The sequence below is a fragment of the Sulfurivermis sp. genome, from assembly GCF_059410345.1.
On the sequence record NZ_JBLJDO010000008.1, the window covers coordinates 72286 to 97254 of the forward strand.

A 24969-nucleotide genomic window follows, 5' to 3' on the forward strand; every position below is an offset into this window, starting at 1 on the left:
TCCTACAGCAGTTATCACCTCAGTGGTAGACCCGGGAGACGGTGCAGCATATTAGCCGGAAGGTTATCCGGTCAGGCCATGCTTGACTGCGTAGTGGGTAAGTTCGGCGTTGTGCTTCATTTTCATCTTTTCCAGGATGCGGGTACGGTAGGTGCTCACCGTCTTGACGCTCAGCGCCATCTCCTCCGCGATCTCCGACACCGTCTTGCCCGAGGCGATGCGGCACATGACATCATATTCGCGATTGGATAGCTGCGTGTGTGGCGGCTTCTCGCCCAGGCTGTCCAGCTCATAGGCCAGCACCTCGGCCACTTTCGGGCTGATATAGCGTCCACCGGCGGAGACCTTGTGTATGGCCTGCAACAACTCATCCGGCGCGCTCTCCTTGGTCATATAACCGGAGGCACCGGCACGCAGGGCGCGCACCGCATACTGGTCTTCGGGATACATGCTCAAGATCAATACCGGCAGTTTCTTCCATTCAGCCTTGATCAGGCCCAACAACTCAATGCCGTTCTTGCCGGGCAGGGCGATATCCAGCAGCAGCACGTCACAATCGTGCGCGCGCAGCAGCCGCAATGCCTCGTTACCATCACCGGCCTCCAGTACCTCGATGGGCTCGGGATGTTCAGCCAGGATCTGCTTCATGCCGGCACGCACGATGGCGTGATCATCGACGATTAACACCTTCATGGCATCACCTCTTCTGGCGCCTGCAGTTCCTTCAGTGGCAGGCGCAATGTCACCGTCAGCCCCTGGTGGCGGATGGACTGGATATCAAGCGTCCCGTGCAGGGAGTGGGCGCGCTCACGCATGCCGAGCACACCGTAGGAGCCCGGTTTGCGCAACTGTTCAGGCTCAACTCCCTGACCATCATCGGCAACTTTCAATACGAAAACCTCATCCTCCACCAATGCCTCGACAGTCACGCGCCGCGCATGGGCATGTTTCAGGGCATTGGTCAGCGCCTCTTGCAGGGTACGGAAGGCAGCTACTGCCAACGTTGGAGAGAGCGTCATGTGGCTAACGTCAGGAGTCATACCCAGCCGCAGTTCGGTCTTGATGCCGCTCCGCTTGCCAAACTCATGCAACTGCCACTCCACAGCCGGAATTAGCCCCAGGTCATCTAGAATGGCGGGGCGCAACTCGGTAATGATGCGCCGCATCGACTGAATGGCCGTATCGGCCAGGCGGGTCATGTCACCCATCTTCTCACTCACGCGCTCATCCGCCGGGGGGCAGCGCCGCTTTAGCCAGGCCAGGTCCATCTTGATAGCGGTGAGCAAACCGCCGAGGTCATCGTGAATCTCCCGCGCCAGATGCGCTCGCTCGTCTTCACGCACCGTATCCAGATGAGTGGCAAGATCGCGCAGACGTCCGGTTGCCTCCTGCCGCTCCCGCTCCTTGCCCTGCACATCCAGGGCATGCGAGATGTCGTCGGCCAGAATTGTCAGCAAGCCAAGCACGTCGCGGGTAAAGTAACCGGGCACCTCGGCATAGACCATCATAGCGCCAGCTGGTCGTCCTGCGACACGAAATGGCAATGCCACCGACGAACGGTAACCCCGGGACAGGGCCGCGTCGCGCCAGGGTTCCATGCGCGGATCCGTGGCGATATCGTTTACCACCATGGTTTGATCGTTGAGGATCGCCTGCGCTGTAGGTCCCCGCCCCTGCGCCGGATCGGCGATGGCAATGGCACGCAAGGCGTGCAGATAGCCATGCTCAAAGCCATCATAACTGACGGGCAGCACCCGTTGTTGCTCCGCATCCAGCTCACCGATCCAAGCCATCAGAAAACCGCCGGTGCTGGTGAGACTGCGACAGATGGCATGATACAACGGATCCCGCTCCGCACTATCGAGCACCGCCCGATTGGTTTCACGCAAAACCCCATACAGGCGATTGAGTTCGCCGATGCGTTGCAGCGCCTCCTTGTAGGCGGTCACATCACGCATGATGCCCTCGATACCTACCGCCACACCGTCCGCATCCAACATGTAATGGCAATTGGCCGATATCCAGTGCACGCTGCCATCCACATGACGCAGGCGCGCCTCGAAATTGCTCGCCTTGCCATCGCCTTGCCGCAGAGCCTCGTGCAGGCGTTCCATGACACCGTGCTCCACCATATGGCGCGCCGCATTCCAGCCGAGCACCTGCGCCGGCGTGCGCCCGGACAAATCGACTATCGAAGGCGACACCCAGCGCAGCGTGCCATTCATGTCGGTCTGGAAGATCACATCCTGCACATTGCGCACGATGCCATCCAGCTGGCGCTCGGCAGCCACCAGCCGGTTACGCGCCTGCTCGGCCTGGTGGCGCAATTGCGCCTGATGGATCAGCGTGCCGCAGACATTCAGATAAGGCTCAAGCCAGGCGGCCTGGCTCAGGGCGTAGGGTGCGGCACTGCCCCCCAGTACGGCAACGCCATTCCGTTGACCGGCGTAGTTGAGGGGCAGCAACAACAGAGAGGATGCGTCCGCAACCACATGCGGCATCCCCTGTGCAACGACAGTGGGCCAGTGTGTGGCCAACTGGTCGCTGGCCGGTACGCTTGCTACTTTGGCATCCTCCATCACTGCCAGGTAACACCATCTATCTTGCGACGGCGGCATCAGCTCGGCCAAGAATCCATACGTACTATCGGTAAGGGCGCATAATTTGTGTAGCGCATAGTCAAAGACGGCATGAGGCGAGCCGTCGGTGAAGTAGGCATTCTGGGTTTCATGTGTCGCCTGCAACAACCGGTTACTGCGCAGCAGCTCTGCCGTACGTTCGGTCACGCGTCGCTCCAGCTCGGCCTTGGCCTGATACAGGGCATCCTCTGCCTCGCGCCGCGCGGTGATGTCGCTGACTATGCCGGTGAACAGGCGTTGCTTGCCGACCCAGGCCTCACTGACGGCCAGTTCCATGGTGAACTGGCTGCCATCGCGGCGCACACCAAGAAATTCCGTGCGTTGGCGCAAACGCTTGGCCTCGCCGCCGGCAAGATAGTGCGCGACGAACCCCTGATGTTTGTTGCGGTAGTGGGGTGGGATGATCAGGGCCAAGGGCTGGCCGATGGCCTCTTGCGTGCTATAGCCAAATATTTCCTCGGCCGCCCGATTGAACTCGACGATGGTGCCAGTTTCATCGATGGTAATGATGCCCTCTGCGGCCGTGCCCAGCACGCTGCGCAGGCGCGCCTCATTGCGCTCGATGCGCATGAGCACTGGATTCAGTCTGCGGGTAAACAAGGCGGCACCAAACAGGATCAGCAGCAAGGCCACACCCAAACTACCGGCAGTCGCGGCAAACAGCGGCTGCATGATGTTACGCCACGGAACTCGGGCGACTACGCCCGCCTCCAGCAATGGCAAGGGTTCATAGGCCATCATCATCCGGGGGCCATCGGCCAGCCGTACGGCAATGGCATCCCCCCGGCTGACTTCTGCGATGGCTCGCTGCTCCTCAGGACCGAGCGCCAACCCGGGCGCATCATGCAGTGTCGTTCCTCCATGGCTGCGCGTCAGGACACGATACAGCCGTGCATCCTTTTCCTGTACAACCTGTATGTCGGTCTGATTCTCCACCAGACCATACCCCTTGGGCATGGCAGCGACCCTAGCCAGGGTCTGCTGCAACAACTCGCCCGCATCCAACGGCACCGACCGGGTTGCATGTACCTGTTCGGCGATCGCCATGATGACCCGCGCCTCGCCGTCGGCCAGGGCGGCCAGACTGTGGCGGGCCTGCTGCAATACTAGGTGGTACATAAAGAATATACCCACCGCCCCGGTCGCCATGGCTGTCAGGGTGAGCAACGCAGTAAGCGTAATCAGCCGCTGTCGGCTGCTCTGCTCACTATTCCTCGCCTCCTGTTCCCTGAATGTGGCCATGCCTGGAGTCGTGCCCTTTCACTGATTTGCAGGCAATATACCAAAATGTCTTACGTTCCTTGCTATGGAGGCTCGTGTGCGTTCCATAACCCTGATAAACGCCAAGGGCGGCAGCGGCAAAAGCACCCTGGCTTGTAATCTGGCCAGTTTTCTTGCCTGCTGGGGGATCCGCGTCACCCTGGTGGATTTCGACCGCCAGGGTTCCGCCCTGGATTGGCTGGCAGCACGACCGGCAACCTGCCCCACCATTCGCGCCATACGCGCCGATAGCGGCCAGCCCATTCCGGCAGACAGCGACTACCGCATCCTGGATGTGCCGGCCGGCATTCACGGCCCGGCACTGGCACATTTGCTGCGCTTATCCGATACGGTGATCATCCCGGTGTTGCCTTCGCCCATGGACATCCGTGCCGCCGGGCGCTTCATTGCCGAGCTGTTGCAGAGCGAGGGTTACACGCCGGAGTTACGTGTCTGTGTCGTGGCCAACCGGGTGCGTACAGCGACTCAGAGTTACCGTGCCCTGGAGCGGTTTCTGGCACGCCTCGGTATCCCCTTCATTGCACGCCTGCGTGACACCCAGAGTTATCTGCGCGCCACCGAACGCGGGCTCGGCATCTTCGAATTGCCGCGGCGTGAGGTGATTGTTGATTTGACCCAATGGCAACCGTTGATTGCCTGGGTATGTGGCGATCCGCGTCTGACGCTGGTGCCACCTATTGCAGAAAAAGAACAATAGAAGGGCCGCGCGCGACGCATGCGCCTAGCGGACAAGCCGGCGCACAGATACGCCTATGCGGAGAAGAGTTAAGTGGAGGCTGGACCCGGAATCGAACCGAGGTACACGGCTTTGCAGGCCGCTGCATAACCACTCTGCCATCCAGCCGAAACTGCTGTCAGGCGCTGCCAGCGCCTAAATGAAAAACCCCGGGCAGCTACTTGTCCGGGGTTTCGGAATTGGAGCGGGAAACGAGACTCGAACTCGCGACCCCAACCTTGGCAAGGTTGTGCTCTACCAACTGAGCTATTCCCGCGCTGCCAAATGAGCCGCCTATTTTAGTGACAGCGTGGATTCTGTCAAGCGCCATTTCAGCCGTTAGTGCCTGTTTTTTTATCGCCATTCAGCACGGGCCAGGCCGCCATGAGGTAAACCGTCATGGACCACAGTGTCAACAGGGCCGCCACATACAGCAGATAAAACCCGGCCTCCGCCATATCGATGCCGAACAGCGGCTCGCGATACAGCAACAGCAGCAAGGCCAGCATCTGCGCCGTGGTCTTCACCTTGCCGATGTAATTGACCGCCACCTTGCGCGTCGCCCCCACCTCCGCCATCCACTCGCGCAGGGCGGAAATGGTGATCTCGCGGCCGACGATGATGGCGGCCGGCAGAGCCATGAGTATGCCGTGGTACTCCGTGGGGTTGCGATCCACCAGCAGCACCAGCGCTGTGGCCACCATCAGCTTGTCCGCCACCGGGTCGAGAAAGGCGCCAAAGGCCGAGGTCGCCCCCAGGCGCCGCGCCAGATAGCCGTCCAGCCAGTCGGTGACCGCCGCCAGGCCGAAGATGGCCGTGGTGATCAGGTGTGACCAGCCCACCGGCAGATAGAAGAACAGCACGAAGATCGGGATCAGGCCGATGCGCAGCAGGGTCAGGCTGTTGGGGATGTTGAGCATCGAACCTTATTCCGGGTGCAGTGCATCGTAGATACGTTGGGCGAGCTGGCGGCTGATGCCGTGGACCTTGCTCAGGTCTTCGATGCCGGCACGCGCCACCTCCTGTAATCCCCCAAACTGGCGCAAAAGCTCCTGCCGGCGTTTGGGGCCGAGGCCAGGGATATCCTCCAGGCTCGATGTGCGCCGCACCTTGGCACGGCGCTGGCGATGTCCGGTGATGGCGAAGCGGTGGGCCTCGTCACGCACCTGCTGGATCAGGTGCAGGGCCGGCGATTCAGGCGGCAGTATAGTGGGCGCCTCCCCCCCGGACAAGACGAGCTGCTCCAGCCCCGCCTTGCGTGTCGGCCCCTTGGCCACGCCCACCACCAGGATACCGGCCACCGCCAGCTCCTCCAGCACATCATGGGCCTGCCGCACCTGACCGAGGCCACCGTCGATGAGCAGGATGTCCGGCGCCTTCCCCTCACCCTCCTGCAAACGGCGGAAACGGCGCGTCAGGGCCTGGTGCATGGCAGCGTAATCATCGCCCGGAGTGATGTCCTCGATGTTGTAGCGGCGATAGTCGGACTTCACCGGCCCCTCCCAGTCGAACACCACGCAGGAGGCCACGGTGCGCTCGCCCATGGTATGGCTGATGTCGAAACACTCGATGCGCTGCGGCATGGCCTCCAGCTTCAGCGCCTCCTGCAGGGCTTCGAATCGGCCGAGCAGATTGGCCTTGGAGGCCAGGTGGGCGGCCAGGGCATGCTGGGCGTTGCTGCGCGCCATCTCCACCCAGCGTGCCCGCTCACCGCGCAGGCGACTGCTCAGGGCCACACGGCGGTCGGCCTGCTCACTCAACACCTCGGCCAGCGCCGCCTCCTCCTCCAGTGGCTGGCCGAGCAGGATTTCCGGTGGAATGGGACGCTCGCCCTGGGCATCGGTCAGATAGTACTGCGGCAGGAAGGCACTGAGCAGTTCGGCCGGATCCGCCCCGGCGGCGTTGCGCGGATAGAATATCTTGTTACCGAGATTGTGGCCGCCACGGATGAAAAACACCTGCACGCAGGCCGCGCCGGCCGCGCTGGCCACGGCAATCACATCGCAGTCGGCGCCGACATTGCCGCTGATGTATTGCCGTTCCTGCACCCGGCGCAGGTTGGCGATCTGATCGCGATAGAGTGCCGCGGCCTCGAAGTCGAGTTCTGCTGCCGCGGCCTCCATGCGGCGTACCAGCTCATCGATGACCTCACTGTTTTTTCCCTCCAGGAACATCACCGCATGGCGCACCTGCTCCAGATAGCGCTCGCGCGTTACCAGGCCGACGCACGGACCGCTGCAGCGCTTGATCTGGTATTGCAGGCAGGCGCGAGAGCGGTTGCTGTAAAAGGTATTGTCGCACTGGCGCACCGGAAACAGCTTCTGCATCAGGTTGAGGCTTTCGCGCACCGCGTTGGAGCTGGGATAGGGGCCAAAGTAGCGGCCGCGGCCGCCACGCTTGCCGCGGTAAAAACTCAGCCGCGGAAATTCGTCGTCGGACAGATGGATGTAGGGGTAGCCCTTGTCGTCGCGCAGCAGGATGTTATAACGCGGCTGCAACGCCTTGATCAGATTGTTCTCCAGCAACAGGGCCTCACCTTCCGTATGGGTGACGGTCACCTCGATGTGCTGGATCTGCGCCACCAGCGCCTGGGTCTTGGCGCCGCTGTCGCTGCGGGTGAAATAACTGGCAACGCGCTTTTTCAGATTGCGCGCCTTGCCGACGTAGAGGATATCGCCGGCGGCGTCGAACATGCGGTACACGCCGGGCCGGGCAGTCAGGGTCTTGAGAAAGGCCTTGCTGTCGAAAGGAGGAAGCGGGGATGGCATGCGCAGACTTTAGCAGACCCACGCCATGGTGCGGCGTGGCGGTACAAGGAGCCGATCAGGCGATGTTGTCCAGCATGCCGTGGCGCATGGCCAGGCGGGTCAGCTCGGCATCGGTGCGCACACCAAGTTTTTCATACAAGCGGTAGCGATAGGTGCTGATGGTCTTGGGGCTGAGGCAAAGCTGTTCCGAGATGTCGGCCATCTTGTTGCCCTGCATCAGCATCATCAACACCTGCAGCTCGCGCCGCGACAGGCGCTGGAACGGCGAGTCGGTGCCCGGCAACAAGGACAGGGCCAGAGACTGGGCAATGGTGGGGCTGATGTAGCGCTTGCCGGCTGCCACCTGATGGATGGCCTGGACCATCTCATCCACATTGCAGCCCTTGCTCAGATAACCAACGGCACCGGCCTTGAGCAGCTGGCTGGGGAAGGGATCGTCCGTATGTACCGTGAGAACAATGACCTTGATCGCAGGATAGGAATGGACCAGGCGGCGGGTGGCCTCCAGACCGCCCATACCCGGCATGCTGACATCCATCAACACCACATCGGGCTGAAACTTGCGCACCGAATCGATGGCGGCCTCCCCGCTGTCGACCTCGGCATACACCTTGATGCCCTTGACGTCAGTAAGCAGGCGCCGGATACCCGTGCGCACCAGCTCATGGTCGTCAACCAGAAGGACGTTAATCATGTACAGATTCTTGCCGGCCCAGAAATCAACCCCCGAAAATACAGCATTCGGCGTAATAATCAAGCTTACCTGGCCGACAAAACCCTTACCAATAGCGCGCCTTTGTTGCTTGTGTGACGGGGTTCACGCATTGCGCCGGTATCGGGATACGATGGGATTGGCGGAGAGGGTGGGATGACGCGCCCCGTTGGGGCTTGCCCTGCGGGCCGGCCTGCGGCCGTTCAAAACGGCGATGCCGTTTTGTCGAACCCGCCATTTCGATACCGTGGGTTCGAATCCCGACCGCAACTACAGTAAGGCTTTGCCGGATGATAGGCATTTGACTGGCGGAGAGGGTGGGATTCGAACCCACGGTAGACTCGCATCTACAACGGTTTTCAAGACCGCCGCTTTCAACCGCTCAGCCACCTCTCCGGAGGAGGCGGAAGGATACCCCATCATCCCCCTTTTCTGCCAGCGGGTTGACCTGCCCGCCCAGCCCGCTATGCTGTCGGCAGCCGATGGGGAACCTGCACCCGTGTGCACGGGTCACAGTGTCCAGACGCAACCAACAACAACATGAGGAAGACCCATGAGCTCCAACGAGTTTGCCGTTGCCCGTTCGACTACCGCGGTACAGGAAAGCAACAAGCTGATCCGCAACACCTATACCCTGCTGGCGATGACGCTGTTGTTCAGCGCCTTCACCGCCGGTCTATCCATGACTCTGAACCTGCCCCACCCCGGCCTGCTCATCACCCTGGTGGGCTACTTCGGCCTGCTGTTCCTTACCACCAAGCTGCGTAATAGTGTGTGGGGCCTGGCCTCGGTGTTCGCCCTCACCGGCTTCATGGGGCTGACCCTCGGTCCCCTGCTCAACGCCTACCTGAGCCTACCCAACGGCACCGAGCTGGTAATGACTGCCATGGGTATGACCGGCGTGATCTTCCTCGGCCTGTCGGCCTACGCCATCAGTACCCGCAAGGACTTCAGCTTCATGGGCAGCTTCCTGCTGGCGGGCATCCTGGTGGCCTTCCTGGCGGGTCTGGCGGCCTACTTCTTCACCCTGCCCGGTCTGGCCCTGGGCGTCTCCGCCATGTTCGTGCTGCTGATGTGCGGCCTGATCCTGTACCAGACCAGCGCCCTCGTGAACGGCGGCGAGACCAACTACATCATGGCCACGGTGACCCTGTACGTCAGCATCTACAACCTGTTCACCAGCCTGCTGCACCTGCTCGGCGCCTTCAACGGCGACGACTGAGACCAGACAGTCACCCGCTAAAAAACAAACCCGCCGTAAGGCGGGTTTGTCGTTTTGGGAGGAGCAGCCTTGCCCCACGGTTTGCGGCTGACTGCCTCAAGGCGGCGTGCCGCGTCCCAGTTGGTAGTAACGTACCGCCCGGTTGTGCTCTTCCAGGGTGGCGGAAAAGTGATGACTGCCGTCACCGCGGGCGACAAAGTACAGCGCCTCGCCCGGTGCCGGATGCAGCGCGGCGTGGATGCTATCGCGCCCCGGCATGGCGATGGGGGTGGGCGGCAGACCGTGGCGGGTGTAGGTGTTGTAAGGCGTATCAGTCACCAGGTCACGCCGGCGCAGGTTACCGTCGAAATCCAGTCCCATGCCGTAGATGACGGTGGGGTCGGTCTGCAGGCGCATGCGCTTTTGCAGGCGACGCACGAACACGCCGGCGATGGCGCCCCGCTCGCTCGGCACGGCCGTCTCCTTTTCGATGATGGAGGCCAGCACCAGGGCCTCGTCCGGCGTTCGCAGTGGGAGTCCTTCGCTGCGTCGCTCCCATTCATAGGCCAGCACATCACTCATCTGGCGGTAGGCGCGACGCAGAAACTCCACGTCACTCAGGCCGCGCGGAAAATGATAGGTATCGGGAAAAAAACGCCCCTCCGGATGTTCGTCGGCATAGCCCAGCCGCGCCATCACCTCGCCGTCGGTCAGTCCGGCCAGGGTCTGCATCAGGTAGGGGCTGGTGCGCACCGCGTCCATCACCTGGCGGAAGTTCCAGCCCTCCACCAGGGTCAGCGCGTAAAGCTGCACGCGCCCCTCCACCATCGCCTGCAGCAGTTGGCGCGCGGTCATGCTGCGGTCGATACGATACTCGCCGGCGCGGATCTGGTGCGCCGTGTCGGACAGGCGCGCCATCCAGACGAAATAGCGCGCACTGCTGATGTAACCTTCACTTTCCAACTGACGCGCCACAGCCGTGAGCGAGGCACCGGGGCGCACCTCGATCAGCGTCCCCTCCTCCGCCACCAACAGCGGCGCGCTGACGAAGGATTGATAACCGAAACCGAACCAGCCACCCACCAGGCTGAGCAGCAGCAACAATGCGCCCAACAGACGAAACAAACGTTCACCCATGGGAGACGGCTCCAACGGCCTGTTGCAGGCGTCGCGTCAGGGGGCCAGGGATAAACTCGCGCTCCTGAAAACGGCGCACCGGCCAGATGCCGATGAGGCTGTTGCAGACAAACAGTTCGTCGGCCCGCCCCACCTCCGTCAGTCCCAGCGGCATCGCCGCACAGGGAATGCCCAGCTCCGCGGCCAGCGCCATCACGTGGCCACGCATGACCCCTGCCACGCCGCAGTGTTCCAATGCCGGGGTGCGCAGCTCCCCGTCACACACCAGAAAGACGTTACTCATGGTGCCCTCGATAAGCAGGCCATCGGTATCCAGCATCAGCCCTTCGGCGATGGCCGCATCATCCCATTCGTTGCGCGCCAATACCTGTTCCAGACGGTTGAGGTGCTTGATGCCGGCCAATCGCGGATTGCGGCCCAGGCGCGTATCGCACAGGCGCACCGCGACACCCTGCTGCCAGCAGTGCGCGGGATAGTCGGGCCAGGGATGAAGCGAAAGGATGCGGCGCGGCACGCTCTGCAGTGCAGGCCGATAACCGCGCCCACCGGAGCCGCGTGTGATGATGATTTTGAGTACCCCCCGCCCGCTCGTCGCACACAGAGCCTGCGCCTCACTCTGCAACAGTTCCTCTGCCGGAAGCGTAATACCCAGACGGCGGCTATCCCGTTGCAGCCGTGCCATGTGCTGCGGCCACAACTGCGGGACAGCATCACGTACGGCGATGGTCTCGAACAGGCCGTCGCCGTAGAGCAGGCCGCGGTCATCGGCTGCTATGCGGTCGCTGTCCTTGCCGTCGATCAACATGGGAAAAACACAGGCCCGCACTCGCGGGCCTGTGTATTGGCTTAGATCTTCTTGAACACCAGGGTGCCGTTGGTGCCGCCGAAACCAAAGGAGTTCGACAGGGCAACCTCGATCTTGCGTTCCTGTGCCGTGTTCGGCACATAGTTCAGATCGCACTCCGGATCCTGATTGAAGATGTTGATGGTGGGCGGCGCCACCTGATCACGAATCGCCAGGGTGGTGAATACCGCCTCGATACCACCGGCGGCGCCAAGCAGATGGCCGGTCATGGACTTGGTGGAACTCATCGCCAGCTTGTAGGCGTGGTCGCCGAAGGCAGCCTTGGCGGCATCGGTCTCGGCCTTGTCGCCGGCCGGCGTCGAGGTGCCGTGGGCATTGATATAATCCACCTGCTCCGGGTTGATGCCGGCATTGCGCAGGGCCGCCTGCATGCAGCGCTTGGCGCCGTCACCGCCGGCAGCCGGCAGGGTCATGTGGTAGGCGTCGCCGCTCATGCCGTAACCGATGATTTCGGCGTAGATGCGTGCGCCGCGCGCCTTGGCGAACGCATACTCTTCCAGCACCACCACACCGGCGCCGTCGGACAGCACGAAACCGTCGCGGTCCTTGTCCCACGGCCGGCTGGCGGTGGTCGGGTCGTCGTTACGGCTGGACAGGGCACGGGCGGCACAGAAACCACCCAGCCCCAGCGGCGAGGTGGCCATCTCGGCACCACCGGCGATCATCACGTCGGCATCGCCATACTCGATGATACGTGCGGCGTCACCGATGCTGTGGGTGGCGGTGGCACAGGCGGTGACCAGGGCGATGTTCGGGCCCTTCATGCCGTACATGATCGACACATGACCGGAGATCATGTTGATGATGTTGCTCGGCACAAAGAACGGGGAAATGCGGCGCGGGCCGCTGGACATCAGGCTTTCGTGCGCACGCTCGATGCCGGGCAGACCACCGATGCCGGAGCCGATGGCCACACCGATGCGCTCGGCGTTTTCTTCCGTCACGGTCAGGCCGGAATCTTCGATGGCCTCCTTCGCTGCGGCGATGCCGTAGTGGATGAAGGGGTCCATCTTCTTCGCCTCTTTAGGCGAAAGATAGTTCTCGGCATTGAAACCCTTCACCGAACCGCCAAAATGGGTGGTGAATGCCGAGGTATCGAAATGAGTGATGGGGGCAATACCGCTCTTGCCGGCCAGTATGCTCTCCCACGATTCCTTAACGGTCAGGCCGACAGGGGAAACCATGCCCAAGCCCGTGATCACAACGCGCCGCTTAGCCAAGGGACACACCTCTTTGAAATTTGCTTCCTGTTAAAGCGCGAGGCCGCGACCACTCAGCGTGGTTCGGCGGCCTCGTCAGGTACAACAGGCAATCAGCCCTGGTGGGCGTTGATGTAGTCGATAGCCTGCTGAACCGTGGTGATCTTCTCGGCGTCTTCGTCCGGAATCTCGGTCTCGAACTCCTCTTCCAGAGCCATCACCAGCTCGACGGTATCGAGGGAATCAGCGCCCAGATCGTCGACGAAGGAGGAGCTGGTTTGTACCTCTTCTTCCTTAACTCCCAACTGCTCGACAACGATCTTCTTGACGCGTTCTTCGATGCTGCTCATGACAGGTATATCCTCCAAAGATAATTGACCGCGGTATTGTATTTAAATCCACCGCCCTATGCCAGACAAAAGATGGTGCCGCCAAACTCTCGAAAAAGCTTTACAAAAATGAAATAACCAAATGTTTATCAAGGCGTATTTATCACACTACGCCATGTACATACCGCCGTTCACGTGCAGGGTCTCACCGGTGATGTAGCTCGCTTCCGGGGAGGCCAGGAAGGCCACCGCCGCCGCGATCTCCTCCGGCTGCCCCAGGCGATTGAGCGGGATCTGCTTGAGCAAAGTGTCCTTGTGCTCATCAGCCAGGGCACGGGTCATGTCGGTATCGATGAAGCCCGGCGCCACCGCGTTGACGGTGATGCCGCGGGCACCGACTTCGCGCGCCAGCGATTTGGTGAAGCCGAAGATGCCGGCCTTGGCGGCGGCATAGTTGGTCTGGCCGGCATTGCCGGAGGCGCCCACCACCGAGGCGATACTGATGATGCGGCCCTTGCGCGCCTTGGTCATGGCGCGTACGCAGGCCTTGGACATGCGGTAGACGGACTTCAGGTTGGTGTCGATGATGGCATCCCACTCGTCGTCCTTCATGCGCATCAGCAGGTTGTCGCGGGTGATGCCGGCGTTGTTCACCAGCACGGTCGGCGCGCCGAACTCCTTGGTGATGGCATCGAGCACCGCATCGATGCTCTCCTGCTCGGTGACGTTCAGCACCACGCCTTTGCCCTTCACCCCCGCCTCTTTCAGGTAGGCGGTGATCTGCTCGGCGCCGCTCGCGGAGGTCGCAGTGCCGATTACCGTGGCACCACGCTGGCCCAGGGCCAGGGCGATGGCCTTGCCGATACCACGGCTGGCGCCGGTGACGAGGGCGATTTCGTTTTCCATGGACATGCTTTTCTCCTCAGCTCAGAGCCGCCAGGGCCTCATCCAGGCTGGCGGTATCGACGATGGCGAAAGTCTTCATCTCTTTGACGATGCGCTTGTTGAGACCCACCAGCACCTTGCCGGGACCGCACTCGACTAGGGTATCGATCCCTTCGGCGGCCATCTTCTGCACCGTCTCCACCCAGCGCACCGGACTATACAACTGGCGCGCCAACGCCTGACGCATGGCAGCGGCGTCGGCGGCCACGGCCACATCCACGTTGTTGATGACGGGGATCTGCGGCACCTGCAGGTTGATGCCGGCCAGACGCTGGGCCAGACGATCGGCGGCGGGCTGCATCAGGGCACAGTGGGACGGCACGCTCACCGGTAGCGGCAGCGCGCGCTTGGCGCCCATGGCCTTGGCCGCCTCCATGGCGCGCTCCACTGCCGCGGCATGGCCGGCGATCACCACCTGACCCGGGGAATTGAAATTGACTGCGGCAACCACCTGGCCTTGCGCCGCACCGGCACAGGCCTCGACCACCTGCGCATCCTCCAGACCGAGGATCGCCGCCATGGCGCCGGTACCGGCAGGAACGGCTTCCTGCATGTAGCGGCCGCGCTCGGCCACCAGGGCCACGCCGTCGGCAAAGGCCAGCGCTCCAGCACATACCAGCGCGGTGTACTCGCCCAGGCTGTGGCCGGCCATCACCGTCGGCGCCTGGCCATTTTTTTCCTGCCATACGCGCCAGGCCGCCACACCCGCGGTAAGCATGGCCGGCTGGGTGATGTGGGTCTGGTTCAATTCATCGGCCGGGCCGTTTTGGGTCAGCTGCCACAGGTCGTAGCCCAGCGCTTTGGATGCCTCGGCAAAGGTATCGCGCACCACCGGATAGGTACCGGCCAACTCGGCCAGCATGCCGACAGACTGGGAACCCTGACCGGGAAAGACAAAGGCTAAAGACATGAAATCCCCCAGACGTTATCTTTTTTACTTAAAGATCAAAACTGTCCGCAAATAAAAGCAAATTCACGCGAATGGAAACCCGGTATTTGCGTCCATTCGCGTTCATTTGCGGACTTACGATTTTAACAACGGATTAGTAGCGCACCAGGGCCGAGCCCCAGGTGAAGCCGCCGCCGAAGGCCTCCAGCAGCAGCACATCACCGCGCTGGATACGACCGTCACGCACCGCGGCGTTCAACGCCAACGGCACCGAGGCGGCCGAGGTGTTGCCATGCTCCGCTACGGTCATCACCACCCGATCCATGGTCATCTTCAATTTCTTGGCGGTGGCCTGGATGATGCGGGTGTTGGCCTGGTGCGGCACCAACCAGTCCACCTCGCCCTTGTCCATGTGGTTGGCTTCCAGCGTTTCATCGACGATGCGGCCCAGGGTATTGACCGCCATCTTGAATACTTCGTTACCGCGCATCTCGATGTACGGGCCATCCTCACCCTGCACTCCTTCCGACACGCCGCCATTGGTGGTGAGCAGCGATTCGTAGCTGCCATCGGCGTGCATGTGGGTGGAGAGGATGCCCGGCTCGCTGCTTGCCTGCAGCACCACAGCGCCGGCGCCGTCACCGAACAGCACGCAGGTGTTGCGGTCGGTCCAGTCGACGATGCGCGACAAGGTCTCGGCACCGATCACCAGCGCGTTGCGTACGCCGCCGGCACGAATGAACTTGTCGGCCACGCCGAGGGCATAGACGAAACCCGTGCACACCGCCTGAATGTCGAATGCGGGACAGCCATGAATGTCGAGACGCTGCTGCAGCAGGCAGGCGGTGCTGGGGAATACGCGATCCGGCGTGGTAGTAGCGACGATGATCAGGTCGATCTCGTCCTTGCCGATGCCGGCGGCGTCCAGTGCCTGGCGCGCGGCCTGCTCGGCGAGGTCGCAGGTAGTCTGACCATCAGCGGCGATGTGACGTTCCTTGATGCCGGTCCGATCGGTGATCCACTCGTCCGACGTGTCGACCATCTTTTCCAGATCGGCGTTGGTCAGCACCTTGTCGGGCAGATAGCCGCCCGTACCGATTATGCGTGAGTAATTCAAACCGCGCGCCTTTCTTCCAACAGGTTGGTCAGTTGTTCCCGAATGCGCTCGGGGACATTTTTGCGCGTCTCCACCACCGCCTCATGGATGGCGCGGGTGTAGGCGAATACATCGGCACTGCCGTGACTCTTGATCACAATGCCACGCAGGCCTACCAGGCTGGCGCCATTGTAGCTGCGCGGGTCGATACGCGCACGGAACGCCTTCAGCACCGGCAGGGCGACCAGACCGGCCAGGCGCGTCAGCAGATTGCGCTTGAACTCCTGGCGCATGTAGTGGCTGATCATCTTGGCCACGCCCTCGCTTGCCTTGAGCGCCACGTTGCCGATGAAACCGTCGCACACCACCACGTCCACGGTGCCCTTGTAGATGTCATCGCCTTCGACGAAGCCGACATAATTCAGGCCACTTTGCTGCAGCAGGCGCGAGGCTTCCTTCACCTGCTCGTTACCCTTGATCTCCTCCTCGCCGATATTGAGCAGGCCGACGCTGGGCGCCTCGATGTTGCCCACGGTCTGCGCCAGCACCGAGCCCATCACGGCGAACTCGTACAGGTTCGCGGCGCTGCTGTCGATATTGGCGCCGAGATCGAGCACGTAGGATTGACCGCGGATGGTCGGCAGGGCAGTGAGGATCGCCGGACGGTCGATACCCGGCAGGGTCTTGAGCACGAAACGGGCGGTGGCCATCAGCGCGCCGGTGTTGCCGGCGCTGACACAGGCCTGCGCCACGCCATCCTTCACCAGATTGATGGCGACGCGCATGGAGGAGTCTTTCTTGTTGCGCAGGGCGTGGGACGGCAGATCGTCCATGCTCACCACCTGGGAGGCATGGTGCACGCGCAGGCGCTCGGCAGCTACGGCCGGATGCCGGCGCAGCTCGGTGTCGAGGATTTGCTGGTCACCGACCAGGATGATGGAAAGTTCAGGGTGGGTCTCGATGGCCTGCAGGGCTGCTGGTACCACCACGCCGGGGCCGTGATCGCCCCCCATGGCATCGAGCGCAATAATCGTTGTCGGAGCCGTCATCGCAATGGATCAGTTTGGGTCAGACACGCGAAAGCGGCCTCAACGAAACCGGTTGCACTGGCAACCGGCACGCGAGGCCGCTCTCACAGTGGCACCGCCTGATCTTACTCGCCCTTGACGTTCAGCACCTTGCGGCCACGGTAGTAGCCATCGGGGCTGATGTGGTGACGCAGGTGGGTCTCACCGGTGGTCGGTTCGATGGAAATGGCGCCCGCCTTCAGTGCATCGTGCGAACGGCGCATGTCGCGCTTGGAGCGGGTCTTGCGGTTTTGCTGAACAGCCATGGTGTTACCTCGTTAAAGAGTCTTGCTAATGGTTTTTAAGTCCGGCCAGGACTGCGAACGGATTTTCGCGCGCGGCCCCGGCCTTATTGTCCGCCCCCACCCCCGTTACCGCCGGCGCACACTCACCTTCGGCGTGGCGCGGCACGATGGGCAGGGAAAGAATCAATTCGTCTTCAATCACCTCACGCAGAAACAGCGGTTCCTCCGTGACATACAGTGGTTCGTAGATCCCCGGCAGGTTTTCCGCCTGGGTCTCGCTGGTCACCACTCCCAGCAGGCGCTCCACCTCGATAACGTGGCGTACCGGCCCCAGACAACGCTGACAGACCAGGCTCACCTCGGCCTTCAGGTGCAGGCGCATGAACGTGCGCCGCTCGGCATCGATATCGAAATCCAGCGCCACCTCCACCTCGCCCTGCGCGTCAGCCAGCAAGGGCGCAAAGCGCTCCATCTCCGCCAGGGGCAGACGGCCACGCAGTTGCGCGCCGGCCCGGGCCAGACGCAGCGGATCAATATGGAGGGGAAGACGCTCGTCCGACATAAGCGGCGCATCTTACTCCGCACGCCCGCTTTTTGTCAAAACCGTTTTACTCGGAAACTCCTTCTGATTCCGTAGCTTCCATGGCAGGGGTCACACTTTTGTCTTGACAAGGCGGGGCGATTTCCCTAAATAGCATGGGGCAGAAAACGGCATATCCCCCTATGCCGTTTTTTTTGCCTTTAATCCCGCAAGTCCATTTGGGAGCCGCGACACAACCCCGGCGCGTTTCCTGACCGACTTTCTGGATTTAATTCACCCAAGGAAGCTAGTCGGACCCGGACCGGTCTGCCGCACTGGTTATATATGGTGATGGCGGCCGGAACGACAGCGAGAGCCGCCCGTGATAAAGAAAATCCTCATCGCCAACCGTGGCGAAATTGCCGTGCGCATCGTGCGTGCCTGTGCCGAGATGGGCATCCGCTCCGTGGCGGTCTATGCCGAGGCCGACCGCCACGCGCTGCACGTCAAGAAGGCCGATGAGGCCTACAGCCTCGGTCCCGACACCGTCGCCGGCTATCTGAACGCCCACCGCCTGGTCAACCTGGCCGTCGCCACTGGCTGCGACGCCCTGCACCCCGGCTACGGCTTCCTGTCGGAAAATCCCGAACTGGCCGAGATCTGCGCCCGCCGCGGCATCATCTTCATCGGCCCCGACGCCGACGTGATCCGGCGCATGGGCGACAAGACCGCCGCCCGTGAGGCGATGATTGCCGCGGGGGTTCCCGTCACCCCCGGCTCCGACGGCAACGTGGAGTCGCTGGAACACGCCGTCGAGGTCGCCAAGACCCTGGGCTACCCGGTGATGCTGAAGGCCACCTCCGGTGGCGGCGGCCGTGGCATCCGCCGCTGCGAGAGCGAGGAGGAGTTGCGCCGCAATTTCTCCCGCGTGGTTTCCGAGGCCACCAAGGCCTTCGGCAGTGCCGAGGTATTCCTGGAGAAGTGTATCGTCAACCCGCGCCACATCGAGGTGCAGATCCTGGCCGATGCCCACGGCAACGTCATCCATCTCAACGAGCGCGACTGTTCCATCCAGCGCCGGCACCAGAAATTGATCGAGATCGCCCCCTCCCCCCAGCTCAATCAGGAGCAGCGCGACTACATCGGCGGCCTGGCGGTGAAGGCGGCAGCGGCGGTCGGCTACCGCAATGCCGGTACGGTGGAGTTCCTACTGGACAAGGACGGCACCGTCTATTTCATGGAAATGAACACCCGCCTGCAGGTGGAGCACTGCGTCACCGAGGAGATCACCGGTGTGGACATCGTGCAGGAACAGATCCGCGTCGCCGCCGGCCTGCCGCTGCGCCATGCCGGCCTGACCCTGCGCCCGCGCGGCTACGCCATGGAGTTCCGCATCAACGCCGAGGACCCCAAGAACGGCTTCCTGCCCAGCTTCGGCAAGGTCACCCGCTACTTCGCGCCCGGCGGCCCCGGCGTGCGCACCGACGGTGCGCTCTACACCGGCTATGAGATTCCGCCCTACTACGACTCCATGTGCGTGAAGCTGATCGTCTGGGGACCAGACTGGGAAACCCTGCTCAACCGCGCCCAGCGTGCCCTGCGCGACATTGCGGTCTACGGCGTGAAGACCACCATTCCCTACTACCAGGAGATCCTCAAGAACGAGGAATTCCGCAGCGGGCGCTTCGATACCGGTTTTGTCGATGCCCACCCGGAACTGGTGGACTACTCCATCAAACGGCCGCAGCGTGAGATCGCCGCTGCCATCGCCGCCTCCATTGTTGCCTCCATGGGGCTTTAAGCCTGCCAACCTACGGAAACTGACACAATGCCCAAGGTTCATATCACCGAAACCGTATTGCGCGATGGTCATCAGTCGCTGATCGCCACCCGCATGCGTACCGAGGACATGCTACCCATCTGCTCAAAACTGGATCAGGTGGGCTTCTGGTCACTGGAGGTCTGGGGCGGCGCCACCTTCGATGCCTGCCTGCGCTTTCTGAAGGAAGACCCGTGGGAGCGTCTACGCGCGCTGCGCAAGGCCCTGCCCAATACCCGCCTGCAGATGCTGCTGCGTGGTCAGAACCTGCTCGGCTACCGTCACTATTCCGACGATGTGGTGCGCGCCTTTGTCGAGCGTGCGGCCAGCAACGGCATCGATGTATTCCGCATCTTCGACGCCCTCAATGACACGCGCAACCTGCGCACTGCCATCGAGGCGGTGAAACAGAACGGCAAGCACGCCCAAGGCGCCATCAGCTACACCACCAGCCCGGTCCACGGCATCCCGCAATTCGTCACCATGGCCAGGGAAATGGAAGCCATGGGCTGCGACAGCATTGCCATCAAGGACATGGCCGGATTGCTTACACCGAGCGCCGCCACCGAACTGGTCGATGCATTGGTCGCTGCCGTGAAGTTGCCCATCGCCATACACAGCCACGCCACCGCCGGCCTCGCCAGCATGTGCCAACTCAAGGGCATCGAGCATGGCGCAGTACAGATCGATACGGCCATCTCCGCCTTCGCCGGAGGCACCTCGCACCCCCCCACCGAGTCCATGGTGGCGGCCCTGCGCGGTACCGAATACGACACCGGCCTCGACCTCGCCCTGTTGCAGGAAATCGGTTTCTATTTCCACGAGGTGCGCAAGAAGTATCACCAATACGAAAGCGAATACACCGGCATCGACACCCGCGTGCAAATCAACCAGGTGCCGGGCGGCATGATCTCCAACCTGTCCAACCAACTGCGCGAACAGGGTGCGCTGGGGCGCATGAACGAGGTGCTGGCCGAGATCCCGCGCGTGCGTGAGGACCTGGGCTATCCCCCGCTGGTCACCCCCACTTCGCAGATCGTCGGCACCCAGGCGGTGCTCAACGTGCTCACCGGCGCGCGCTACAAGAACATCACCAACGAGGTGAAATTCTATCTACAGGGCCGTTACGGCAAGGCGCCGGGCACGGTCAACTCCATCGTCCGCCAGCAGGCGATCGGTAACGAAGAAGTGATTGAATGCCGTCCCGCCGACCTGCTCAAGCCGGAGCTGGACAACCTGCGCGATCAGGCCGGCGCCCTCGCCCACAGCGAGGAAGATGTACTCACCTTCGCCATGTTCCCCGAGGTGGGCCGCGAATTCCTCGAGCAGCGCGAAAAGGGCGAACTGAAGCCGGAACCGCTGGAGCCGCTGCCGAGCGAGAATGGCCACATCAGCGCCGCCCCCACCGAGTTCAACGTCACCATGCACGGCGAGACCTACCACATCAAGGTCACCGGCACCGGCCACAAGAACCGCCAGCAGCGTCCGTTCTACATCACTGTGGACGGCCAGCCGGAAGAGGTGAACGTCGAGATACTGGAAGAGCTGTTCTCCGAGGTGGCCGACGCCAGCCCCGCCAAGACCAGCAACGGCAGCAGCAAGCGGCCGCGCGCCACCAAGCAGGGCCATGTCACCACCTCCATGCCGGCCGCCGTGGTCGACGTGATGGTCAAGGTGGGCGACGAAGTGAAGGCCGGTGCCCCAGTGCTGGTGACCGAGGCGATGAAGATGGAGTCGGAGATCCAGGCGCCGGTGGCCGGCAAGGTGGTGGCCGTGCATGTGGTCAAGGGTGACCGCGTCACACCGGATGAAGCCCTGGTCGAGATTGAATAAACCCAACAACGGCAAGTCCGCCAATGAACGCGAATGGACGCAATCAGGCGGCCGGATCGAGACGGTGAGACTGCGACGCCACCTCAGCTGCGGATGGGCAGGCCACCCGCGTAACACTACGACTATTCGCGTCTATTGGCGTTCATTTGCGGACTGATTGAGGCTTTCAGAATAAATCATGCTGGTACTCGCCTCCACCTCGCCCTATCGGCGCGAACTGCTGCTCCGCCTCGGTCTCGAGTTCGAAACCGCGGCCCCCGACACCGATGAAACGCGACTGCCGGGCGAAACGCCGAAACAACTGGTGCGCCGCCTGGCCGAAGCCAAGGCACGCGCCGTGGCGAAAAGTCACCCCAATGCGCTGATCATCGGCTCGGATCAGGTGGCGGTACTTGGTGATCGTATCCTGGGCAAACCGGGCGATCACGCCACCGCAGTGCAACAGCTGACCGCCGCCTGTGGCCGTCGGGTAACCTTTCTCACCGGCCTGTGCCTGTACAACAGCAGCAATGATCGCGGTCAGGTGGATGTGGTGCCGTATACGGTGGAATTCCGTGCCCTCAACGCCGTGCAGATCGAGAACTATCTCAGGCGCGAGCAGCCCTATAACTGTGCCGGGAGCTTCAAGTCGGAAGGCCTGGGCATCAGCCTGTTCCGCCGCATGGAAGGCGACGACCCCAATGCCCTCATCGGGCTGCCGCTGATCCGCCTCATCGACATGCTGGGGGCGGAAGGGGTGAACGTCTTGTAAGTTTCGCGTTTCGAAAATCGCAACACATTCTTGCCGAAACTCGAAACTGAATTTGACTACCTGACTTGCCCCATCCCCAGCAGGTTGCCAAAGCTGGTGGCCATCGCTGCGCCCAGACTGGCCGCCAGGCGTTCGAAATAGCGCGGGCGCGGCGTGAAGTCGACGATGTTCTCGGCGCCGATCACCTCGCGTGCCACCTGGCTGGCACTGGCCAGACCATCCACCAGTCCCAGCTCCATCCCCTGCTCACCGGTCCAGACCAGACCGCTGAATACAGCGGGATTGTCGGGCAGACGCTCGCCGCGCCCCTCCTTCACCGCGGTGATGAACTGTTGGTGAATGTCCCCCAGCAATGTCTTGATGTGCTCCACGTCTTCAGGCCGCGACGGCGAGAAGGGATCGAGAAAGCCCTTGTGCTCGCCGGCAGTAAGCAGGCGGCGCTCGACGCCCAGCTTGTCGAGGGTGCCGACGAAGCCGAAGCCGTTCATCAGCACACCGATGGAGCCCACCACGCTGGCCTTGTTGGCATAGATCGAATCCGCGGCGGCAGCGATGTAATAGCCGCCGGAGGCGCACATGTCGCTGACCACGGCATAGACAGGTGTCTCGGGATATTTCTGGCGCAGCCGTTTGATCTCGTCGTAGACATAGCCGGACTGCACTGGGCTGCCGCCGGGGCTGTTGATACGCAGGATGACACCGGCGGTATTCTTGTCGGCAAAGGCATTGCGCAGGCCGGTAACAATATTGTCGGCGCTGGCCTCGGTGCCGTCGGCGATCACGCCCTTCACCTCCACCAGCGCGGTGTGGCGCCCGCTCTTAACGCTGCCGCTACCCAACCTGTCGGGCATCATCAGCACCAGCAAGGCAAACAGGTAGAGGAACATCAGCCCCTTGAAGAAGATGCTCCAACGGCGGGCACGGCGCTGCTCGTTGAGCGAGGCAAAGGCCAGGCGGTTGAGTACATCACGCTCCCAGGCCGCATCCTTGTCCAGTTTTCTCTCTTCGGTCGGTTCCATCGTCAGGCAGTCCTCGTCAAAACTTCAGGGATAGAGGGTGACAGCCGGTTTACGCGATACGGCGTCTGGCGTCATCCTGCAGCCACAAGGGCAGATCGCCGATGCGATCCAGGCAACCCAGCGGGCCATGTTTTAACAGGCGCTCCGGGTGATGCACGCCGTAGCTCACCGCCAACGCATGGGTCTGGGCGTTGCGTGCCATTTCCATATCGTATTCGGTGTCGCCGATCATCAGGGTCGCCTGCGGCTCGGCGCCCAGGTGCTCCATCAGTTCCAGCAACATCTGCGGGTGGGGCTTGGAAAAGGTCTCGTCGGCACAGCGGGTGGCGTGGAACAGCGGCCCCAGGCCGGTCTCCTCCAGCACCTTGTCCAGCCCGCGGCGCCCCTTGCCGGTGGCCACAGCCAGCAGATAGCCCTGTGCGGCCAGGCCGTGCAGCACCTCGGCTACCCCCTCGAACAGGGCCGACGGCGTGGGATCGGCCACCAGAAAATGGTGACGGTAACGCTCCACCAGGGCCTGCTGGGTGGCCGTATCGCTGCCGGGAAACAGGGTGTTGATGGCCTCGGCCAGTCCCAGGCCGATGATGTTGCGCAGCGCCGCCACGTCTTTGGGCGGCAGGCCGAGGTCACCGATCGCCCCTTGCAGGCAGGCCACGATACGGGCCTCGGAATCCATCAGGGTCCCATCCCAGTCAAACACCAGCAAGTCGAATCTCTGCATCACTCCGCTTCCAGTCTGTCCAGCACGCTGCGCAACTCGTCGCCCAGAGGGGCGCTCACGCTCACCACCTGGCCGCTCTCCGGCAAGGTGAAACTGAGGGCGCTGGCGTGGAGAAACAAGCGCTTCAGCCCTACCTCGGCCATGCGCTTGTTGAAAGCCTCATCGCCATATTTGTCATCCCCGGCGATGGGATGACCGATGTGGGCGGCGTGTACGCGAACTTGGTGGGTACGGCCGGTGATAAGTTCCGCCTCGACCAGGGTGGCGTCCCTGAACACGGTCAAAGGCCGGAAGATGGTCCGGGCCGGTTTGCCCTCCGGCGACACCTTGACCATACGCTCGCCGGACTGGGTCACATTCTTCAACAGCGGCGCCTCCACCCGGCGCTCGCCACCGCGCCAGCATCCCTTGAGCAGGGCGAGATAGCGCTTGTCGCTGCCACCCTCGCGCAACAGCTCATGAAAGGCGCGCAGCACGCTGCGCTTCTTGGCGATGACGATGCAGCCCGAGGTATCGCGGTCCAGCCGGTGGCCCAGTTCCAGGAACGGCGCCTCCGGCCGCAAGGCCCGCAGGGCCTCGATGAGGCCATAGCTGAGGCCGCTGCCGCCATGGACCGCCAGGCCGGAGGGCTTGTTCACTATCAGCAAGCCCTTGTCCTCAAACAGGATACTGGCGTTGACCCGCTCCAGCGCCCGATCGCCGGGACGGGCCGGAGCCTCCTCCTCACTGACGCGAATAGGCGGAATACGGATGGCATCTCCGGCCTTTATGCGGTAAGTCGGCTTGATTCTGCCGCTATTTACCCGGACCTCGCCGGTGCGCAGAATGCGATAGATACGGCTTTTCGGCACCCCCTTGAGCTGGGTCAGGAGATAATTGTCGATGCGCTGCCCCTCATCGGCGGCGGCAACCTCGATCGTACGGGCAGCTGGCTGAGTCATAAGCAAATCATATCAATTCGCCGCGGCGATTGATGCCCCTTTACATCATTGATATAGTTGCACGCTGCCACTCATGTAGCCGCTTGTCTTTTCTGCCAGATCGCGCTGCATGCCATGGCGGCGTCCCTAGGACGCAAAGATTATTTTGGTCCCTTTCCCGCCTGGCCGGCGAAAGGGTTAAAAAGAGATGCAGTGGCGGCAATACCGTCACCCAAACAACAAAGTGCTCCTCCCCCCCGGACACAGGTTCGGCCGGAACGGGGTGAGCTGGCCGAGT

The 24969-nt window shown here is 62.3% G+C and carries 23 protein-coding genes and 3 tRNA genes; 5 read left to right on the plus strand and 21 right to left on the minus strand.

Translation table 11 applies throughout. From position 1 onward, the window contains the following. Window positions 1-63: 63 nt before the first annotated feature. Window positions 64-693 (minus strand): response regulator, encoded by a 630-nt coding sequence (locus tag ACMV8A_RS08510; RefSeq protein ID WP_495325345.1) that lies wholly within the window; start codon window positions 691-693, stop codon window positions 64-66. After that, window positions 690-3881 carry a PAS domain S-box protein gene (locus ACMV8A_RS08515; RefSeq protein ID WP_495325346.1) on the minus strand — a complete coding sequence of 1064 codons (3192 nt, stop codon included), beginning with the start codon at window positions 3879-3881 and terminating at the stop codon, window positions 690-692. The genes ACMV8A_RS08510 and ACMV8A_RS08515 overlap by 4 nt, the downstream gene beginning before the upstream one ends. Before the next feature lie 76 nt (window positions 3882-3957). Between ACMV8A_RS08515 and ACMV8A_RS08520 the strand changes: the two genes are divergently transcribed. Continuing rightward, window positions 3958-4617, plus strand: a complete 660-nt coding sequence (locus ACMV8A_RS08520; protein ID WP_495325347.1) for a nucleotide-binding protein — start codon at window positions 3958-3960, stop codon at window positions 4615-4617. A 73-nt stretch (window positions 4618-4690) separates the two neighbouring features. Here the strand turns inward: ACMV8A_RS08520 and ACMV8A_RS08525 are convergent. The 6 genes from ACMV8A_RS08525 to ACMV8A_RS08550 all read right to left on the minus strand — a co-directional run bounded on the left by ACMV8A_RS08525 (window position 4691) and on the right by ACMV8A_RS08550 (window position 8511). After that, window positions 4691-4764 (minus strand) — tRNA-Cys (locus ACMV8A_RS08525). A gap of 72 nt (window positions 4765-4836) precedes the next feature. Beyond that, window positions 4837-4912 (minus strand) — tRNA-Gly (locus tag ACMV8A_RS08530). Between the two features lie 55 nt (window positions 4913-4967). After that, entirely contained in the window at window positions 4968-5555 is a 588-nt protein-coding gene (pgsA, locus tag ACMV8A_RS08535; protein WP_495325348.1) for a CDP-diacylglycerol--glycerol-3-phosphate 3-phosphatidyltransferase, read from the minus strand. A gap of 6 nt (window positions 5556-5561) precedes the next feature. Continuing rightward, window positions 5562-7403, minus strand: coding sequence for an excinuclease ABC subunit UvrC (uvrC, locus tag ACMV8A_RS08540; RefSeq protein ID WP_495325349.1), 1842 nt, complete (start codon window positions 7401-7403; stop codon window positions 5562-5564). Window positions 7404-7458: 55 nt separating this feature from the next. Continuing rightward, entirely contained in the window at window positions 7459-8097 is a 639-nt protein-coding gene (uvrY, locus tag ACMV8A_RS08545) for a UvrY/SirA/GacA family response regulator transcription factor (RefSeq protein WP_495325350.1), read from the minus strand. Between the two features lie 324 nt (window positions 8098-8421). Beyond that, window positions 8422-8511 (minus strand) — tRNA-Ser (locus ACMV8A_RS08550). Between the two features lie 157 nt (window positions 8512-8668). Between ACMV8A_RS08550 and ACMV8A_RS08555 the strand changes: the two genes are divergently transcribed. Further along, window positions 8669-9337 carry a Bax inhibitor-1/YccA family protein gene (locus ACMV8A_RS08555; protein ID WP_495325351.1) on the plus strand — a complete coding sequence of 223 codons (669 nt, stop codon included), beginning with the start codon at window positions 8669-8671 and terminating at the stop codon, window positions 9335-9337. 96 nt (window positions 9338-9433) lie between these two features. Here ACMV8A_RS08555 and mltG read toward each other — a convergent pair whose 3' ends face one another. The 10 genes from mltG to ACMV8A_RS08605 all read right to left on the minus strand — a co-directional run bounded on the left by mltG (window position 9434) and on the right by ACMV8A_RS08605 (window position 17650). Beyond that, window positions 9434-10453 carry an endolytic transglycosylase MltG gene (mltG, locus tag ACMV8A_RS08560; RefSeq protein WP_495325352.1) on the minus strand — a complete coding sequence of 340 codons (1020 nt, stop codon included), beginning with the start codon at window positions 10451-10453 and terminating at the stop codon, window positions 9434-9436. Then, window positions 10446-11258, minus strand: coding sequence for an aminodeoxychorismate lyase (gene pabC, locus ACMV8A_RS08565; RefSeq protein ID WP_495325353.1), 813 nt, complete (start codon window positions 11256-11258; stop codon window positions 10446-10448). Before pabC ends, mltG begins: the two co-directional genes overlap by 8 nt. 41 nt (window positions 11259-11299) lie before the next feature. Continuing rightward, window positions 11300-12538 (minus strand): beta-ketoacyl-ACP synthase II, encoded by a 1239-nt coding sequence (gene fabF, locus ACMV8A_RS08570; RefSeq protein ID WP_495325354.1) that lies wholly within the window; start codon window positions 12536-12538, stop codon window positions 11300-11302. 92 nt (window positions 12539-12630) lie between these two features. Further along, window positions 12631-12867 (minus strand): acyl carrier protein, encoded by a 237-nt coding sequence (acpP, locus tag ACMV8A_RS08575; protein ID WP_495325355.1) that lies wholly within the window; start codon window positions 12865-12867, stop codon window positions 12631-12633. A 147-nt stretch (window positions 12868-13014) separates the two neighbouring features. Further along, window positions 13015-13758 (minus strand): 3-oxoacyl-ACP reductase FabG, encoded by a 744-nt coding sequence (fabG, locus tag ACMV8A_RS08580; RefSeq protein WP_495325356.1) that lies wholly within the window; start codon window positions 13756-13758, stop codon window positions 13015-13017. A gap of 10 nt (window positions 13759-13768) precedes the next feature. Further along, entirely contained in the window at window positions 13769-14701 is a 933-nt protein-coding gene (gene fabD, locus ACMV8A_RS08585; RefSeq protein WP_495325357.1) for an ACP S-malonyltransferase, read from the minus strand. 133 nt (window positions 14702-14834) lie between these two features. Beyond that, the gene (locus tag ACMV8A_RS08590) at window positions 14835-15797 is read right to left on the minus strand and encodes a beta-ketoacyl-ACP synthase III (RefSeq protein ID WP_495325358.1); all 963 of its coding nucleotides are present in this window, start codon (window positions 15795-15797) and stop codon (window positions 14835-14837) included. Beyond that, window positions 15794-16825: a phosphate acyltransferase PlsX gene (plsX, locus tag ACMV8A_RS08595; protein ID WP_495325359.1), complete on the minus strand. Its 1032-nt coding sequence runs from the start codon at window positions 16823-16825 to the stop codon at window positions 15794-15796. The genes ACMV8A_RS08590 and plsX overlap by 4 nt, the downstream gene beginning before the upstream one ends. A gap of 104 nt (window positions 16826-16929) precedes the next feature. Next, window positions 16930-17109: a 50S ribosomal protein L32 gene (gene rpmF / locus ACMV8A_RS08600; RefSeq protein ID WP_495325360.1), complete on the minus strand. Its 180-nt coding sequence runs from the start codon at window positions 17107-17109 to the stop codon at window positions 16930-16932. Between the two features lie 25 nt (window positions 17110-17134). Further along, entirely contained in the window at window positions 17135-17650 is a 516-nt protein-coding gene (locus ACMV8A_RS08605) for a YceD family protein (protein ID WP_495325361.1), read from the minus strand. Between the two features lie 340 nt (window positions 17651-17990). On the opposite strand from ACMV8A_RS08605, the gene ACMV8A_RS08610 reads away from it, so the two are divergent. The 3 genes from ACMV8A_RS08610 (at window position 17991) to ACMV8A_RS08620 (ending at window position 22011) form a co-directional block, all read left to right on the plus strand. Continuing rightward, on the plus strand, window positions 17991-19409 hold the full coding sequence (locus ACMV8A_RS08610; RefSeq protein WP_495325362.1) for an acetyl-CoA carboxylase biotin carboxylase subunit: 1419 nt from the start codon (window positions 17991-17993) through the stop codon (window positions 19407-19409). A 27-nt stretch (window positions 19410-19436) separates the two neighbouring features. Next, complete coding sequence (gene oadA, locus ACMV8A_RS08615; RefSeq protein ID WP_495325363.1) at window positions 19437-21260, plus strand: sodium-extruding oxaloacetate decarboxylase subunit alpha; 1824 nt, start codon at window positions 19437-19439, stop codon at window positions 21258-21260. Between the two features lie 178 nt (window positions 21261-21438). Then, on the plus strand, window positions 21439-22011 hold the full coding sequence (locus tag ACMV8A_RS08620; RefSeq protein WP_495325364.1) for a Maf family protein: 573 nt from the start codon (window positions 21439-21441) through the stop codon (window positions 22009-22011). A 56-nt stretch (window positions 22012-22067) separates the two neighbouring features. On the opposite strand, the gene ACMV8A_RS08625 is transcribed toward ACMV8A_RS08620, so the two are convergent. Genes ACMV8A_RS08625 through rluC form a run of 3 tightly spaced genes read right to left on the minus strand, consistent with a single transcriptional unit; the run spans window position 22068 to window position 24698 of the window. Beyond that, a complete protein-coding gene (locus ACMV8A_RS08625; RefSeq protein ID WP_495325365.1) occupies window positions 22068-23030 on the minus strand; it encodes a S49 family peptidase in 963 nt (320 codons plus the stop codon). Window positions 23031-23079: 49 nt separating this feature from the next. Continuing rightward, entirely contained in the window at window positions 23080-23751 is a 672-nt protein-coding gene (locus ACMV8A_RS08630; RefSeq protein WP_495325366.1) for an HAD-IA family hydrolase, read from the minus strand. Next, window positions 23751-24698: a 23S rRNA pseudouridine(955/2504/2580) synthase RluC gene (gene rluC / locus ACMV8A_RS08635; protein WP_495325367.1), complete on the minus strand. Its 948-nt coding sequence runs from the start codon at window positions 24696-24698 to the stop codon at window positions 23751-23753. Before rluC ends, ACMV8A_RS08630 begins: the two co-directional genes overlap by 1 nt. Window positions 24699-24969: the final 271 nt, after the last annotated feature.